The organism is Streptomyces kanasensis, from assembly GCF_043077165.1.
Classification (GTDB): Bacteria; Actinomycetota; Actinomycetes; order Streptomycetales; family Streptomycetaceae; genus Streptomyces; species Streptomyces changanensis.
In genome coordinates this window covers 237,286-253,154 of record NZ_JBIBSF010000010.1, presented here as the reverse complement: position 1 = coordinate 253,154, position 15,869 = coordinate 237,286, and the positions used below count along the sequence as shown (strand labels likewise).

9 protein-coding genes and 2 pseudogenes are annotated in these 15,869 nt (G+C 75.3%); 8 read left to right on the top strand and 3 right to left on the bottom strand.

The features are described 5' to 3' along the window. Positions 1-89: 89 nt before the first annotated feature. Positions 90-984: pseudogene (locus tag ACF053_RS24685) on the top strand (helix-turn-helix transcriptional regulator). A gap of 320 nt (positions 985-1,304) precedes the next feature. Then, complete coding sequence (locus tag ACF053_RS24680; protein WP_391955943.1) at positions 1,305-1,523, top strand: I78 family peptidase inhibitor; 219 nt, start codon at positions 1,305-1,307, stop codon at positions 1,521-1,523. A gap of 167 nt (positions 1,524-1,690) precedes the next feature. On the opposite strand, the gene ACF053_RS24675 is transcribed toward ACF053_RS24680, so the two are convergent. Continuing rightward, on the bottom strand, positions 1,691-2,749 hold the full coding sequence (locus tag ACF053_RS24675) for a phosphatase PAP2 family protein (protein WP_391955942.1): 1,059 nt from the start codon (positions 2,747-2,749) through the stop codon (positions 1,691-1,693). A gap of 512 nt (positions 2,750-3,261) precedes the next feature. On the opposite strand from ACF053_RS24675, the gene ACF053_RS24670 reads away from it, so the two are divergent. Continuing rightward, the gene (locus ACF053_RS24670) at positions 3,262-5,004 is read left to right on the top strand and encodes an MFS transporter (protein WP_391955941.1); all 1,743 of its coding nucleotides are present in this window, start codon (positions 3,262-3,264) and stop codon (positions 5,002-5,004) included. Positions 5,005-5,086: 82 nt separating this feature from the next. Next, positions 5,087-6,277, top strand: coding sequence for an acyl-CoA dehydrogenase family protein (locus ACF053_RS24665; protein WP_391955940.1), 1,191 nt, complete (start codon positions 5,087-5,089; stop codon positions 6,275-6,277). Positions 6,278-6,289: 12 nt separating this feature from the next. On the opposite strand, the gene ACF053_RS24660 is transcribed toward ACF053_RS24665, so the two are convergent. Then, positions 6,290-6,724, bottom strand: coding sequence for a cell division protein SepF (locus ACF053_RS24660; RefSeq protein ID WP_058943456.1), 435 nt, complete (start codon positions 6,722-6,724; stop codon positions 6,290-6,292). A 273-nt stretch (positions 6,725-6,997) separates the two neighbouring features. Here ACF053_RS24660 and ACF053_RS24655 point away from each other — a divergent pair. Together ACF053_RS24655 and ACF053_RS24650 are read left to right on the top strand one after the other, a co-directional pair. After that, a pseudogene (locus ACF053_RS24655) lies at positions 6,998-8,316 on the top strand (DUF5685 family protein). Between the two features lie 446 nt (positions 8,317-8,762). Next, positions 8,763-9,851 carry a S1 family peptidase gene (locus ACF053_RS24650; RefSeq protein WP_391955989.1) on the top strand — a complete coding sequence of 363 codons (1,089 nt, stop codon included), beginning with the start codon at positions 8,763-8,765 and terminating at the stop codon, positions 9,849-9,851. Positions 9,852-9,921: 70 nt separating this feature from the next. Here ACF053_RS24650 and ACF053_RS24645 read toward each other — a convergent pair whose 3' ends face one another. After that, complete coding sequence (locus ACF053_RS24645) at positions 9,922-10,944, bottom strand: DUF3533 domain-containing protein (protein ID WP_391955939.1); 1,023 nt, start codon at positions 10,942-10,944, stop codon at positions 9,922-9,924. A 189-nt stretch (positions 10,945-11,133) separates the two neighbouring features. On the opposite strand from ACF053_RS24645, the gene ACF053_RS24640 reads away from it, so the two are divergent. Then, complete coding sequence (locus ACF053_RS24640; protein WP_391955988.1) at positions 11,134-14,676, top strand: DNA polymerase III subunit alpha; 3,543 nt, start codon at positions 11,134-11,136, stop codon at positions 14,674-14,676. Further along, on the top strand, positions 14,673-15,641 hold the full coding sequence (locus tag ACF053_RS24635) for a DNA polymerase Y family protein (RefSeq protein ID WP_058943454.1): 969 nt from the start codon (positions 14,673-14,675) through the stop codon (positions 15,639-15,641). The genes ACF053_RS24640 and ACF053_RS24635 overlap by 4 nt, the downstream gene beginning before the upstream one ends. Positions 15,642-15,869 lie beyond the last annotated feature (228 nt).

Sequence of the window (15,869 nt, the reverse complement as noted above, 5' to 3'; positions counted from 1 at the left end):
GGTTCCGGCCGTCGGCCCGGCTGCGGGCCGGCGCGGCGGCCGTGGGTCGCGGACCGTACCCGTGCGTGGCGATCGGAAGACGCGTCCGCATGTGGGAGACCTCGGCGCGACTGCTGCGCCTGCTGTCCCTGCTCCAGGCGCACCGCGACTGGTCCGGCCCGCCCTCGCCGAACGGCTCGGTGTCACCCCGCGCACGGTCCGCCGCGACGTGGACCGGCTGCGTGAACTCGGCCACCCGGTGCACGCGAGGCCCGGCACCGGCGAGACGTCGCTGCGGGCCCTGGCCAAGCTGGACCAGGTGCCGCCCGGGCGGCTGCGCCGCCGCGTCGGCGCGCTCACCGCGTACACCGGGCCGGCGCTGCGCGCCCCGCAGGAGGGGCAGCAGGTCGACGCCGGCGTCCTCACGGAGCCGGCGGGCGCTGCCGGGACACACCCGGCTGCGGTTCGCCCACCGGGACCACAACGGATCCGCCACGCGCCGCACCGCGGAGCCGCACCGCCTGGTGTGCACGGAGCGCCGCCGGTACCTGGTGGCCTGGGACGTGGACCGCGCCGACTGGCGCACCTTCCGCGTGGACCGGATCACCCCCACGCCGCCCCACGACCCGCGGTTCGCCCCCGGCACCCCGCCCGCGGACGGACCTGGCCGCCTACGTCGCCCGGGGGGCGGCCACGGCGCCGTACGCGGCCCGCGCGGTGGTCCGGCTGCACGCCCCGGCCCACGAGGCCGCGAAGGCGCTCAGCGTGGCCGACGGCGTCCTGGAGGCGGAGGGAGACACCAGCTGACTGCTGCACACCGGGGCGGCCGCCTTCGACGTGCTCGTCATCCCCGTCGTGCTGCTGGGATGCGGGTTCGAGGTGTTGGAGCCCCGGGATCTGGACGACCACATCAGGGCCGTCCGGGACCGTCCGGGCCGCGCGCTCGACCGCTCGGCCGCCCGCCGGACCCCCGCGGCGGACCGCGTGGAACACCCGGTCGAGTGACGCCCCGGGCCTCCCGGCGGGCCGTCCGCCGTAACCGCGGAACCCGTGCGTTCGGCCGCCGGGGAAATGCGGGAAACATGTGGAGAGGCCGTGAATCAAACGTGGCCGACACGGTCGGGTGAAGTGCGGGGAAGGGAATTCGTCCGCCACTGAATAGGCGGGTGCGAAGTGCGGGGGGAATTCGTCGGGAAGGCCCCTCACCAGCCCTCCCGGCGCCCGGGACGGCGCCCGGCCCGCCCGCCGGGTGGCTGTGACACACATGTGACACACCGCGTACGGGCGGATGGCGGGGGCCGTGTACGCACCCCTACGGTGAGGGCATGGCACCGATACCCGCGTCACCCCCCGCGCACCCCGACGACGACCCCGGCCCCTACGTCGGCCTCGACGACCGCGACGCCGAGCGGCGGGCCCGCTCCCGCGGCTGGACGACCGTCCGGGCCGTGCCGCCGGGGTCGATCATCACCCTCGAGTACGTCGCCGGCCGCATCAACTTCGAGGTGCGCGACCACACCGTCATCCGCTGCTGGCTGGGCTGACCCTCCACGGAGAACCCGCACCGAGCGTCCGCCGGGTGGCCCCCGTACGGCGGCCGGTGCGCGCCGGGTGACCGGTGGGCGAGGCGGGGTGGCGCCCCGGTACGCGGAAGGGCCCCGGCGCGTCGGCCGGGGCCCTTCCCTGTACGCGTCCGCGGACCGGCGGTCCGTCAGCCGCCCGTGACCGGCCGGGACCGGGGCGGGCGGCGGCTGCCCGCCGGGGTGACGGGCGTCCGCTCCGAGCGCAGCACCGCGTGGTGGACACGGGGCTGCGACAGCGTCGCGCGGATGCTCCCCGCGTGGAGCCCGGCGGGCTGGGCGCCCACCGGGCCGGGCTGGGCCGGTTCGCGCGCGGGGTCGTCCACCGGGAAGTCCGGCAGTGCCCCGTCCGGGCACTCGGCCACCGACCGCTGCGGCTGCATGGCCGGCACCAGCCCGCCCGGCGGCAGCACCGGCGTGAGGGGCAGCGCGGGGGCCGTGGGACGGCGGCGCTCCCGCAGCCGGTCGCGCAGCCGGTCCCGGGCGGAGAGGATCATCACCTCGGCGCGGGCGATCAGCGGCTCGCACCAGGGCAGCCCCAGCAGGATCAGCAGCCCCGCCGCCCAGCCCAGCAGGACGTCGCTCAGCCAGTGCGTACCGAGGTAGACGGTCGTGAGGCCGACGCCCAGGGCCACCACGGCGGAGAGGGCGGACAGATGGCGGCGCGCCCGCGGCGTGGTGGCCAGGTAGGAGAGGATCCCCCAGGTCACGACGGCGTTGGCGGTGTGGCCCGAAGGGAATATATCGCCGCCCGCGAAGAGCTCGGCCGAGCCGATCTGCGTCGCGTAGTGCGGGCCGAGCCGGCCCAGTCCGATCTTGACGGCGCCGACCGTCACGTTCAGCAGCAGCAGCGCCGTGCCGAGGGCGAGCAGCGGGCGCAGCGTGTGCTGGCGCCAGGACCGCCAGCCGAGCCAGGCGGCCACCATCACGGCCGTCGGGCCGCGCTGGCCGAGCACGACGAAGTAGTCGAGCGGCGCGTGCAGCTCCGGCCACTGCTGGTACGGCCGGAACAGCATGACCTTCCAGTCGATGAGCACCAGCCACGTGGACGCCAGCACGGCGATCACGATGGCCAGGTAGAACACGGACGTCCCGCCGAAGAGGGCGAGACGCGTGCGGCTCATCCGCGGGATCTCCATCTTCGGCGGTTCCGGCTCCCGGTCCAGTCGGGCAAAGATGTCGGTACGCACCCAATCGACGTTACAGCGAGTGAGCGTCGGGCCAGGCCGTTCCGGTCTCTTTGTGATGACGATGTGATGTGGAGTGGGTCTCGGCGCCTGTTTATCCGCCGCTTATCCAAAAGACGCCGGTGCGCCCCCTCCTAATGTCGGACCTGGTTCTTCCGTAAGTGTGTTTGTGTGCCGGAGGAAAAGGAACCGCGCCGGGCGGGGTGACAATTCGTACGCCGTTCGGGGTGCCCGCCGGCGTGTCGCGGCGTGTCGGGGGACCCGCCGGGGCGCGCCCGGGGACGGTCGGCGCGCGCGGCCGCACGTGGCGCACGCCACACCTCCCGGCGTGGACGGGTGAGAGCTGGGCCACGCGCCACCCGCCCCACGTCACGTAGGCTGACCATTCGCTCGCCCTCCCCGACGGGTCGACCGCGCTCGACCGGGGGAATCCCAGGTGCAGGGCAGCCCCGCGGAAGGTCCCCTCCCCGGCCGGCGCCCGCCGAGCGCGAGAGTTCCACGCGGGAGGTACCTACATGTCGGGAACGACCACTGCCGGAGCGCGTCTGCGTGCCGCCGGCGGCGGTACCAACCGCTGGGTCGTCCTGGTCGTCCTCTGTGTGAGCCTGCTGCTGGTCGCGCTCGACGCGACCGTCCTCCACGTCGCCGTCCCGGCGGTCACCGAGGACCTGCGCCCGAGCTCCACCGCCCTGCTCTGGATCGTCGACGCCTACCCCCTCGTCTGCGCCTCGCTGCTGATCCTCTTCGGCACGCTCGGTGACCGGATCGGGCGGCGCCGGGTCCTGCTCGGCGGCTACGCGCTCTTCGGCGCCGCGTCGGCGGTCGCGGCGTTCGCCGACACGCCGGCCGTCCTGATCGTCGCCCGGGCCCTGCTCGGCGTCGGCGGCGCGATGATCATGCCCGCCACGCTCTCCATCCTCCGCGCCGTCTTCCCCGACCGGCGCGAGCGGGCCACCGCCATCGGCGTCTGGACGGCCGTCGCCGCGATCGGCGCCGCCACCGGGCCGGTGCTCGGCGGCTTCCTCGTGGAGCACTACTGGTGGGGCTCGGTCTTCCTGATCAACATCCCGCTGATGGCGCTGATCCTGCCCGCCGGCCGCTGGCTGCTGCCCGAGTCCCGCGGCAGCGGCCAGGGGCCGTGGGACGTGCTCGGCGCGCTGATGGCCGCCGCGGGCGTGCTCGGCGCGGTCATCGGCGTGAAGCGGGCCGGCGCGGGCGACGAGCTCCTCAGCCCGGCGACGCTCGGCCCGCTGCTCCTCGGGGCCGCGCTGCTCGTGCTGTTCGTGCGGCGCCAGCGGCGGCGCGCCCATCCGCTCATCGACATGCGGCTGTTCTCCCGGGCGGCGTTCACCACGTCCGTCGGCTGCATCGTGCTCGCCATGCTGGCGCTGGTCGGGCTGGAGCTCATCGCCGTCCAGTACCTCCAGCTCGTCCTCGGCCTCAGCCCCCTGGAGACGGGGCTGCGGTTGCTGCCGCTGACGTTCGCGGCGATGGCCGCGGGCGCCACCGGCTCGTACACGCTCGCCCGCGTGGGGCCCCGCCGCATGGTCGGCGGCGGGTTCGTGCTCACCGCCGGGTCGGTGCTGCTGCTGGTGCTCATGGGGCAGCACGACCGGCCGCTGCTGCTCACCGTGGGCTTCGTGCTGCTCGGCTTCGGGCTCCAGACGACGCTGTTCGCCGCCTACGAGTCCATGCTCAGCGAGGCCCCCGCCGACAGCGCGGGCGGCGCGGCGGCCATCGGCGAGACGTCCTACCAACTCGGCGCGGGCATGGGCATCGCCCTCCTCGGCAGCGTCATGAACGCCGCGTACGCCCCCGGGCTCGCCCGGGTGCCCGGCGTGCCCGCCGAAGCGGCGGCCGCCGCGTCCAACTCGCTGGGCGAGGCGTACCAGGTGGCCGCCGGGCTCGGCGGCGCCGCGGGCGAGGCGCTGCACACCGCGGCGCGCCACGCCTTCGTGCACGGCCTGCACGTCACCCTGGCCGTCAGCGCGGCCCTGCTGCTCTCCGGGGCGGTGATGGCGCTGCGCCTGCCGCGCGTGATGGAGGCCCCGGCGCAGGAGTCCACCACCGCCGCCGACCACGCCGCCGACCACGCGGACCACGCCGCCGTCGACCGCGCTGCCCCCGGTGTCCCCGCGTCGCGCGGCGCGTCCGGCGCGCACGGGCCGCACGACCGGCACCAGCCCGGTGACGGGACGCGGGTGCCGGCACGGCGGGCCCCCGCCGAGACGGCGGGCTCTGGACGCACGGCACACTGAGCCGTAACGTCGCGCGGGCACCGTGATGATCAGCGATGGTTTCCCCGTCGTCCGCTTGGCGAGCCAGCCGCCGGAGGCCCGTATGCCCACACCCTCGAAGCTCCCGCCGTTCGATCCCGCCGACCCGCTCGGCGTCGACGACCTGCTCGGCCCCGAGGACCTCGCCGTCCGCGACACCGTGCGCGCCTGGGCGGCGGACCGGGTGCTGCCGTACGTCGCCGAGTGGTACGAGAAGGGCGAGCTGCCGGTCATCCGCGAGCTCGCGCGCGAGCTGGGCGGGCTCGGCGCCCTCGGCATGTCGCTGGAGGGCTACGGCTGCGCCGGGGCGAGCGCCGTCCAGTACGGGCTGGCCTGCCTGGAGCTGGAGGCCGCCGACTCCGGCATCCGCTCCCTCGTCTCCGTCCAGGGCTCGCTCGCCATGTACGCGATCCACGCGTACGGCTCGGAGGAGCAGAAGCAGCGTTGGCTGCCGTCGATGGCGGCGGGGGAGACGATCGGCTGCTTCGGTCTGACCGAGCCCGACCACGGCTCCGACCCGGCGGGGATGCGGACGCACGCGAGGAGGGACGGCTCCGACTGGGTCCTCGACGGCCGCAAGATGTGGATCACCAACGGATCGGTCGCCGGCGTCGCCGTCGTGTGGGCACGGACGGACGAGGGCGTGCGCGGCTTCGCCGTGCCGACGGACACCCCCGGCTTCTCGGCGCCCGAGATCAAGCACAAGTGGTCGCTGCGCGCCAGCGTGACCAGCGAGCTCGTCATGGACGGCGTGCGGCTGCCCGCCGACGCGGTCCTGCCGGGCGTCACCGGCCTCAAGGGCCCGCTGAGCTGTCTGTCGCACGCCCGGTACGGCATCGTGTGGGGCGCCATGGGCGCGGCGCGCTCCTCGTTCGAGGCGGCGCTGGAGTACGCGCGGACGCGCGAGCAGTTCGGACGGCCCATCGGCGGCTTCCAACTGACCCAGGCGAAGCTCGCCGACATGGCGGTGGAGCTGCACAAGGGCATCCTGCTCGCCCACCACCTGGGGCGCCGGATGGACGCGGGGGCGCTGCGTCCGGAGCAGGTCAGCTTCGGCAAGCTGAACAACGTGCGGGAGGCGATCGCGATCTGCCGCACGGCGCGGACGATCCTCGGGGCCAACGGGATCTCCCTGGAGTACCCCGTCATGCGGCACGCCACGAACCTGGAGTCGGTGCTCACCTACGAGGGCACCAGCGAGATGCACCAGCTGGTGCTGGGCAAGGCGCTCACCGGCCTCGACGCCTTCCGGTGAGCGGTCCCGCCGTCAGCTCTGGTTGAAGAAGCCGTTCTCGGCGCGGCCCCCGGGCTCCCCGGTGACGATCTGCGTGTCCGCGGGCGTCAGCAGGAAGACCCGGGTGGCCACCCGCTCGATGGAGCCGCGCAGGCCGAAGGTCAGACCGGCCGCGAAGTCGACGACGCGCTTGGCGTCGTCGGGCTCCATGGAGGTGAGGTTCATGATGACCGGCACGCCGTCGCGGAACAGCTCGCCGATCGCCCGGGCGTCGCCGAAGCCGTCGGGGGAGACCGTGGCGATCCGGCGGCCCTCCTCCCGGGCGCTCTCGGAGGCGACCCGGACCCTGGGGTCGGTCACCCAGGCGTCGCCGTTCTCGGCCGGCTCGGCGTACTCGTCGTCGTAGTAGCGCTCGTCGTTGTCCTCGACGAGTCCCAGCCAGGCACTCGCCTTGCGCACCGATCCCATGGACGCCTCCTTTCAACGCGGTCACGTGTGGTTCCGCACCCCTATGGTCGTCCATGATGCGGATCGCGCGCCAAGTGGACAGTCGCCGCGCGAGTGTTTCGTGACGGTACTGGTGCAGAAGTTGTGGCGATTCGTCAGGGTTCTTGCTGCGTATCGGGGTTCTCGTACCTCACATATGAAATTCATACCGGTCGGGTGAGTCGGCGGGCGTACGGGTGAACCGCCGACGCCGATACCATGCCCCGCGCGCACGAGAACAGACACGGGGGATCGATGTTCGGAATAGTCAGGCCATGTTCGCACCGGCTCACGGAGGGCCTCCGGGCCGAGTGGATGGCCCATCTGTGCGGGCTCTGCCTCGCCCTGCGCGCGGACCACGGACAGTTCGCCCGCGTCGCCACGAACTACGACGGGCTCATCGTCTCCGTGTTGACGGAGGCTCAGACGGAGCGCACGGCCGGGGCCCGCCGCACCGCCGGGCCCTGCCCGCTGCGCGCGATGCGCACCGCGCCCGTGGCGAGGGCGCCCGCCTCGCCGCCGCGGTCTCGCTGGTGCTGGCCTCGGCGAAGGTGCGCGACCACGTCACCGACCGGGACGGGCTGCTGGCCCGCCGCCCCGTCGCCGCCGCCGCCCGCCGGGTGGCGCACCGCTGGGACGCGGCGGGCGCCCGGACGGGGCGCGAGCTGGGCTTCGACACGGCGGTCCTGGTAGACGCCGTGGACCGGCAGGCCGGCGTCGAGGCGCTGGCCGGGCCCGGCACCCCCCTCCTGGCCGTGACCGAGCCGACCGAGACGGCCACCGCGGCGGCGTTCGCCCACACCGCCGTCCTGGCGGGCAGGCCGGGCAACGCCGGGCCCCTCGCCGAGGCCGGCCGCCTCTTCGGCCGCCTCGCCCATCTGCTGGACGCCGTGGAGGACCGGGAGGCCGACGCCGCGGCGGGCGCCTGGAACCCCCTCACCGCGACCGGCACCTCCCTCGCCGAGGCGCGGCGCCTCGCCGACGACGCGGCGCACGGCGTGCGCCTCGCGCTGCGGGACGCCGAGTTCGTCGACGACCGGCTGCTGCACCAGCTCCTCGCCCACGAGCTGCGCCGCTCGGTGGACCGGGCCTTCGCCACGACGAGCTGCTCGCACCAGGCGTACGGCGCCCCCGGCGCGCCGCGGCCCCCGCACGGCCACCCCCAGCCGGGCGGCCACCAGGACCCCCACGGCCCGGGTGGCCCGTACGGGCAGGGCGGTCCGTACGGCGTCGGAAGCCCGTACGGCTCCGGGAACCCGTACGGCTCCGGGAACCCGTACGGCGGGGCGCAGCCGGGTGGGCACGGGGGTGGTGGCTTCGGCGGGCCGTCGGGTGGCTCGGGCGGCTCGGGCGGGCCCGGGGGCCCCGGCGGTGGCGGGGCGCCGCGACCCAAGCCGCCGCGCGGCCTGCTGGCGGGCTGTGCCGTCTTCGTCGGTCTCTTCTGCACGTGCCGAATCTGCTGCGCCAAGGAGTACGAGGGCCCGTGGTCCCGCAAGAAGCGCGAGGGCTGCTGCCGCGACTGTGACTGCCCGGACTGCGGCTGCGACTGCTGCTGCCCGTGTGACGGCTGCTGACGCCGTATGACCTCCGCCGGCGCCCGCGCGCCGGCACCCCGCGGGCCCCGTCCGGATCGCCGGGCGGGGGCCCCGCGCGTGTGCGCCCCAAGACGCGGACGCTCTGCCGCCCCCACCGCCCGCCACGCGAACTCCACCCGTCGGGGACCTCCTTGACCGCAACATCTGCGGCGCCCTTCCTCGAAAGCCGCGACCGAAACCCCCGAAGATCAAGACAGGACTAGTCCTCACGTCCTGTCCACCCGGTGGTTGCACGGGGTGTTCGCAATCGGAACCGACCAGTGGTGACCCGGGGTAGCCCGGGGGTGAGGGGGAGTGCTGTGGGGGTCGTGTGCGCGTCCTGAAGTCGACCTTGTGTGCGGGCTGTCGGCCTCGGAATAGTTGGCGGCCCATCCTCCGTGCCAGGCACCCCACGCGCCGGGCACGGCCCCCACAGGAGGTAGATGTTGAAGCACCGACGCATACCCCAGAGGCGTGCGGCCATCGCCGGTGGAGCCGTGGTGGCTCTGCTGGGCGCCGCGGTCACCTTCCAGACTGCGAACGCCAGCGATGATGTACAGCAGTTCGAGGCGAAGGTCCTGTCCGTCCAGGCGGCAGGGAACCTCGCCTCCACCCTCGGTTCGCGGCTCGGCGAGACGGACGCCGCGGGCGCGTACTACGACGCCGACTCCCGCACCCTCGTGGTGAACGTCGTCGACGAGGCCGCGGCCGAAGCCGTCCGTGAGGCGGGCGGCGAGGCGCGGATGGTCGAGCACTCCCTCGCCGAACTCAAGGGCGCCCGGAAGGCCCTGAAGGACCGGGCGACCATCCCCGGCACCTCCTGGGCCGTCGACCCGGTGACCAACAAGGTCGTCGTCACCGCCGACCGCACCGTCAAGGGCGCCTCCTGGGAGAAGCTCACCCAGGTCGTGAAGGGGCTCGGCTCCAAGGCGGAGCTGAAGCGGTCGGCCGGCACCTTCACGCCGTTCGTCGCCGGCGGCGACGCCATCCACACCGGCGGCGGCCGCTGCTCCCTCGGCTTCAACGTCGTCAAGGACGGCCAGCCGCACTTCCTCACCGCCGGCCACTGCGGGGACGCCGGTTCCGCGTGGTCCGACCGGCAGGGCGGGAGCGCGGTCGGCACCATGGTCGACTCGCAGTTCCCCGGTGACGACTTCGCGCTGGTCAAGTACGACCGCGAGGTGGAGCACCCGAGCGCCGTCAACCTGTACGACGGCGGCTCCCAGCAGATCGCCCGCGCCGCCGAGGCGACGGTCGGCATGAAGGTGACCCGCAGCGGTTCCACGACCCAGGTGCACGAGGGCGAGGTCACCGGCCTGGACGCCACCGTCAACTACGGCAACGGGCAGGTCGTCGAGGGGCTCATCCAGACCACCGTCTGCGCCGAGCCCGGCGACAGCGGCGGCTCCCTCTTCTCCGGTGACGCGGCGGTCGGCCTGACCTCCGGCGGCAGCGGGGACTGCACGGCCGGCGGGACGACGTTCTTCCAGCCCGTCACCGAGGCGCTCGCCCGGTACGGCGCGCAGATCGGCTGACGCCTCCAGGAAGCGGGGAAGCCCCCCGGCCCGGGACTCCGGGCCGGGGGGCTCGTGCGTGTGGCCCCGGTCAGGTGCCGACCGGCTCGTCCGGGGTGTCGGCGTCGCGGCGCAGCGACGAGACGACGAGGGTGACCACCGTGCCGAGCACCGCCCAGATCGACAGGACCTGGAGGGCGCCGGAGACGGCGTTGCCCTGGAAGTACGCGATGGACCGCGCCGCCCAGGTGCCCGCGCCCGGCGGCAGGGCGGGGCCGATGGCCCGCCAGAAGTCGGGGAGCATGGGGCTCGGGAAGGCGCCGCCCGCGCTGGGGTTGCCGGCGATGACGATCAGCAGGACGGCCAGTCCGATGCCGACGATGCCGGTGAGCGCCTGGAGGGCGAGGGTGATCGCGCCGACGGCGAAGACGACCAGCGTGCCCAGCCCCCACAGGGCCGCGACGCTGCCGGGCAGCGCGCCCAGGACCGGGCCGACGATGATCGCGCCGCCCAGGCCGCCGAGGACCGCGGAAAGCGCGAGCACGGCGAGCCGGATGACCGCGCGGAGGGTGTTGGCGGGCCGGGAGCCCGCGCTGATCGCCAGGATCGACGCGAGCAGGTAGCCGCCCACGCACCATCCCACGACGAGGTAGAACGCGGAGAGGCCGTCGAAGTCGTCGGGGGAGGCCGGCGCGACGTCCACCGTGCGGACCGTGCGCTGCCCGGGCCGCTCGACCTCGGTGGCGATCCGCTCCAGGGCGGTGGCCAGGACCGTGCCGCCGCCGGAGGCGACGAGCAGGGTGTCGGTGCGGCCCGTCGGGTCGACGACGAGCGCCCCGTCGATCTCCCGCTCCCGGATCTGCCGCCGGGCCTCGGTCTCGTCGGGGAGCACGCGCGGGTCGAGGGGGTCACCGGGCAGTCCGCCCAGACGGTCGGCCGTCCGCTCGGCGGCGGCTCCCGGCGCGACCACCCCGAAGGGGACGTCCGAGGGCTTCGGGTCGTGCAGGGCGCCCACGTAGGAGGCGATGAACAGTAGCTGCAGCGCGAGCACGCCGATGACCAGCAGGGCGGCCCTGGGGGTGACGGCGCTGCGCACCTCGGAGGCGAACGTCATGTGCTCACGCTCCGCCGCGGCCGGCGTTCCCGCAGGTGGGGCGGGGCTGAATGGCTGAGGGGCGGTCGCCGCGGGCCGTCGGGGAGGGAAGGCCGGGACCCTCGCCAACGGAGTCGTACATTCGTTCGAACGTGGTCTATGGTGGTGCTCAGGGGGGTGGTGAGGTTCGGAACGATCCAGGAGGTGCGGATGCCGCGGTTCACGCACCTGCACACCGTCTCCGGCTTCTCCCTGCGGTACGGGGCCTCCCATCCGGAGCGGCTGGCCGCCCGCGCCGCCGAGCGCGGCATGGACGCCGTCGCCCTCACCGACCGCGACACCGTCGCCGGGACCGTGCGGTTCGCCCGGGCCTGCGCCGAGGAGGGCGTGCGCCCGCTCTTCGGAGTGGACCTCGCCCTCGCCGAGCGCGCCGTCCCGGGGTCGCCCACCGAACGCCGCCGCACCCCCGTGCGCGGGGGCGCCTTCGTCGACGAGTCCGCGCCCCGCGCCCTCTTCCTGGCGCGTTCCCGGCGCGGCTGGGCCGCCCTGTGCCGGCTGGTCACCGCCGCCCACGCGGCGGCCGGGGGCCCGGCGGCCCGGGTGACCGGCGCTCCCGTACTGCTGCCCTGGGCCGACAACCACGGCGACGACCTGACCGTCCTGCTCGGCCCCGACTCCGACGTCGGCCGGGCCCTCTCCGCGGGCCGCCCCGACCGGGCCGCCCGGCTCCTCGCCCCCTGGCGCGAGGCGTACGGCGACGCCCTGCGGCTGGAGGTCGTGCACCTCGGCCGCTCCGGCACCGGCCCCGGCTCGCTCCGGCAGGCCGCCCGCACCCTGGGGCTCGCAGCCGAGCACGGCGTACGGCCCGTGCTCAGCAACGCCGTGCGGTACGCCGACCCCGGGCAGGGCCCCGTCGCCGACGTCCTCGACGCCGCGCGCCGGCTCGTCCCCGTCGACCCGCGCAGGGGCCTGGACGGCGGCGAGCGCTGGCTCAAGGACCCCGCCGCCATGGCCGCCGTCGCCGAACGCGTCGCCGAGGCCGCCGGGCTGCGCCGCGACGCGGCGCACCGGCTGCTCGCCCTGACCGAGGAGACGGCGCAGGAGTGCGTCGTCGACCCGGAGGAGGACCTCGGCATCGGCACCGTCCACTTCCCCGAGCCCCACCTGGTCGGCGCCGCCCACCGCACCGCCGACCGGGTGCTGCGCTCCCGCTGCGCCGCCGGCATGGTGCTGCGCGGCCACGACCGGAAGCGGGAGTACTGGGCCCGCCTGGACGACGAGCTGCGCACCGTCGAACGGCTCGGCTTCGCCACGTACTTCCTCACCGTCGCGCAGGTCGTCGACGACGTGCGGGACATGGGCATCCGGGTCGCCGCGCGCGGCTCCGGCGCCGGGTCCCTCGTCAACCACCTGCTCGGCATCGCCCACGCCGACCCGGTCGAACAGGGCCTGCTGATGGAGCGGTTCCTGTCGGTGCGGCGGCCCGCGCTGCCCGACATCGACGTCGACGTGGAGTCCGCCCGCCGCCTGGAGGTCTACCGGGCGATCCTCGACCGCTTCGGCCCCGAGCGGGTCGCCGCCGTCGCCATGCCCGAGACCTACCGCGTCCGCCACGCCGTGCGGGACGTGGGCGCCGCCCTGTCCATGGACCCGGCCGACATCGACCGGATCGCCAAGTCGTTCCCGCACATCCGCGCCCGCGACGCCCGCACCGCCCTGGACGAACTGCCCGAGCTGCGCCGGCTGGCCGGCGAACGGGACCGGTACGGGAGGCTGTGGGAGCTGGTCGAGGCGCTGGACGCGCTGCCGTGCGGCGTCGCCATGCACCCGTGCGGGGTACTGCTCTCCGACGCCTCGCTGCTCTCCCGCACCCCGGTCGTGCCGACCAGCGGGGAGGGCTTCCCGATGTCGCAGTTCGACAAGGACGACGTGGAGGAGCTCGGCCTGCTCAAGCTCGACGTGCTCGGCGTGCGGATGCAGTCGGCGATGGCGCACGCGGTCGCCGAGATCGCGCGCACCACCGGCGAGGAGGTGGACCTCGACGACCCGGAGCAGGTGAGGCCGGGCGACCCCGCGACGTACCGGCTCATCCGGTCCGCCGAGACGCTCGGCTGCTTCCAGATCGAGTCGCCGGGGCAGCGCGACCTGATCGGCCGGCTCCAGCCCGCGACCTTCCACGACCTGGTCGTGGACATCTCGCTGTTCCGGCCCGGCCCGGTCGCGGCCGACATGGTCCGCCCCTTCATCGCCGCCCGGCACGGCAGGGCCCCGGCGCGCTACCCGCACCCGGACCTGACGGAGGCGCTGGAGGAGACGTACGGGGTCGTCGTCTTCCACGAGCAGATCATCAAGATCCTCGACATCATGACCGGCTGCGGCCGGGACGAGGCGGACGCGGTGCGCCGCGGCCTCTCCGACCCCGAGTCGCAGGCCCGCATCCGGGTCTGGTTCGAGCGCAGGGCGACGGAGCGCGGGTACGGGGCGGACGTCGTCGCGCGCACCTGGGGGATCGTCGAGGCGTTCGGCAGCTACGGCTTCTGCAAGGCGCACGCGGTGGCCTTCGCCGTGCCGACCTACCAGTCGGCGTGGCTCAAGGCCCACCACCCGGCGGCCTTCTACGCCGGGCTGCTCACCCACGACCCGGGGATGTACCCCAAGCGGCTGCTGCTGGCCGACGCGCGGCGGCAGGGGGTGCCGGTCCTGCCGCTGGACGTGAACGTGTCCGGCGTCGCCCACCGTATCGAACTGGTGTCCGGTTCGGCGGCGGGGCGCGCGTCCGGTGCGTCCGGTACGCCCGGTACGTGGGGGGTGCGGCTCGCGCTCCTCGACGTCCACGGCATCAGCGAGGCGGAGGCCACCCGCATCGAGGCCGGTCAGCCGTACGCCTCCCTGCTCGACTTCTGGGAGCGCGCCCGGCCCAGCCGTCCCGTCGCCGAACGGCTCGCCCAGGTGGGCGGACTCGACGCGTTCGGCGCCAACCGCCGCGACCTGCTGCTGCACCTCGCCGAACTCCACCGCGCCCAGCGGGGCGGCGGCTCGTACGGCGAGCAGCTCCCGCTCGCCGGTGGCCGCAGGTCGGCCCCCGTCGGGCTGCCCGACCTGACCGACGCCGAACGGCTCAGCGCCGAGCTGGGCGTCCTGTCCATGGACGCCTCCCGCAACCTGATGACCGACCACCGGGCCTTCCTGGAGGAGCTCGGCGTCGTCACCGCCCAGCGGCTGCCCACCGTCCCGCACGGCCGGACCATCCTGGTCGCCGGCGCCAAGGCGGCCACCCAGACCCCGCCCATCCGCTCCGGCAAACGGGTCGTCTTCACCACCCTCGACGACGGCACCGGCCTGGTCGACCTGGCCTTCTTCGACGACAGCCACGAGCGGTGCGCCCACACGGTCTTCCACTCCTGGCTGCTGCTCGTCCGCGGCGTCGTCCAGCGCCGCGGCCCGCGCAGCTTCAGCGTGGTCGGCTCGGCCGCCTGGAACCTCGCCGAACTCGTCGAACTGCGCCGCGACGGCGGCCTGGACGCGGTCGCCGCCCGCCTGGCCGAGCCGCCCGCCGGCGACCCGGCCGGCGCCGGGCCCGCCGGTGGCCCGGCCGGCGCCGGCCCGGCCACCGCCCCGGCGGACACCGGCCGCCGGATCACGATGGCCAACGGCTACGTCATGAACCCCTGGGCCGACCTGCGCCCCGCGGGCGAGGGCGTGGCGGCGCCCGGCCGCAAGCTGTGGCACCAGAGCCAGGGGAGCGCGGGATGACCGGGACGGTCCTGTGCGTACGGTTCGGGCTCGCGCCGGCGGACGAGGCGCTCCTGCCGGACCTCCTCGCGCTGCTCGGCGGGTTCACCCCCGTCGTCCAGGCCGAACCGCCCGACGCCGCCCTCGCCGACCTGGGCGGCGCCGTACGGTACTTCGGCCGCGGCCCCGCCGAACTCGCCGCCGTCATCCGGGTCCGGGCGCTCGCCCTGTACGGCGTGGACTGCGCCATCGGCGCCGGGCCGGGCCCCCGGACCGCCCGCATGGCCGCGCGCCGGGCCGCGCCCGGCACCACCCTGGTCGTCGACGACCCGGCCGCCTTCCTGCGCGACCTGCCCGCCGCCGCGCTGGACGGGGTCGGCCCGGCGACCGCCCGCACCCTCCGCTCGTACGGGCTCGACACCGCCGGCCGGGTGGCCGACGCCCCGCTCGCCGTGGTCCAGCGGATCGTCGGCGCCCGGGCGGGGCGCGACCTGTGGGAGCGGGCGCGGGGCGTCGACCGCACCCGGGTCGTCCCGAACGCCGCGGCCCGCTCCGTCGCCGCAGAACGCTCCTTCCCGCACGACGAACTCGACCGAGACCGGCACCGCAGGGCCCTGCTCTCCGCCGCGCAGGAACTGGGCGCCCGGATGCGGGCCGACGGTCAGGTGTGCCGCGCGCTCACCCTCACCGTGCGGTACGCCGACCGCTCCACCACCACCCGCGAACGCACCCTGCGTGAGCCGACCGCGCACTCCGCGGAGCTCACCTCCGTCGCGTACGCCCTCCACGACGGGCTGGCCCTGCAGCGGGCCAGGGTGCGCGGCGTCACCCTGCGCGCCGAGGGCCTCGCCCCCGCCGAACGGGCCGCGCACCAGCTCTCCCTGGACCCGACCGACGACAAGGCCCGGCGGCTGGAGGCCGTGGCGGACCGCGCCAGGGCCCGGTTCGGTCCGGACGCGATCATCCCCGGCTCGCTCGCGGCCTGAGCCCCCGCGGCGGCGGCCGTGCGGTGCGGTCCGGCGCCGCCCGCCCCCTCTCGGCGACGGCGGCCACCCTCCCGCGATGTCCCCGCGACGGCGGCCGCCCTCCTGCCCGTCCCCCTCGTACGGCGGCCGCCCTCATGCGGCGCCCCCGCGACGGCGGCCGCCCTCCCGGGCGAGGCCCGATACCGCGCGGCGGCGGGGTCCCGGGCAGGTTTTACCGACCCGTAACTT

Bases quoted from the DNA above. Each gene is read 5' to 3' on its own strand.
- ACF053_RS24680 (WP_391955943.1), top strand. From the start codon at position 1,305: ATGGCACCGATACCCGCGTCACCCCCCGCGCACCCCGACGACGACCCC.
- ACF053_RS24670 (WP_391955941.1), top strand. From the start codon at position 3,262: ATGTCGGGAACGACCACTGCCGGAGCGCGTCTGCGTGCCGCCGGCGGC.
- ACF053_RS24665 (WP_391955940.1), top strand. From the start codon at position 5,087: ATGCCCACACCCTCGAAGCTCCCGCCGTTCGATCCCGCCGACCCGCTC.
- ACF053_RS24660 (WP_058943456.1), bottom strand. From the start codon at position 6,724: ATGGGATCGGTGCGCAAGGCGAGTGCCTGGCTGGGACTCGTCGAGGAC.
- ACF053_RS24645 (WP_391955939.1), bottom strand. From the start codon at position 10,944: ATGACGTTCGCCTCCGAGGTGCGCAGCGCCGTCACCCCCAGGGCCGCC.
- ACF053_RS24640 (WP_391955988.1), top strand. From the start codon at position 11,134: ATGCCGCGGTTCACGCACCTGCACACCGTCTCCGGCTTCTCCCTGCGG.
- ACF053_RS24635 (WP_058943454.1), top strand. From the start codon at position 14,673: ATGACCGGGACGGTCCTGTGCGTACGGTTCGGGCTCGCGCCGGCGGAC.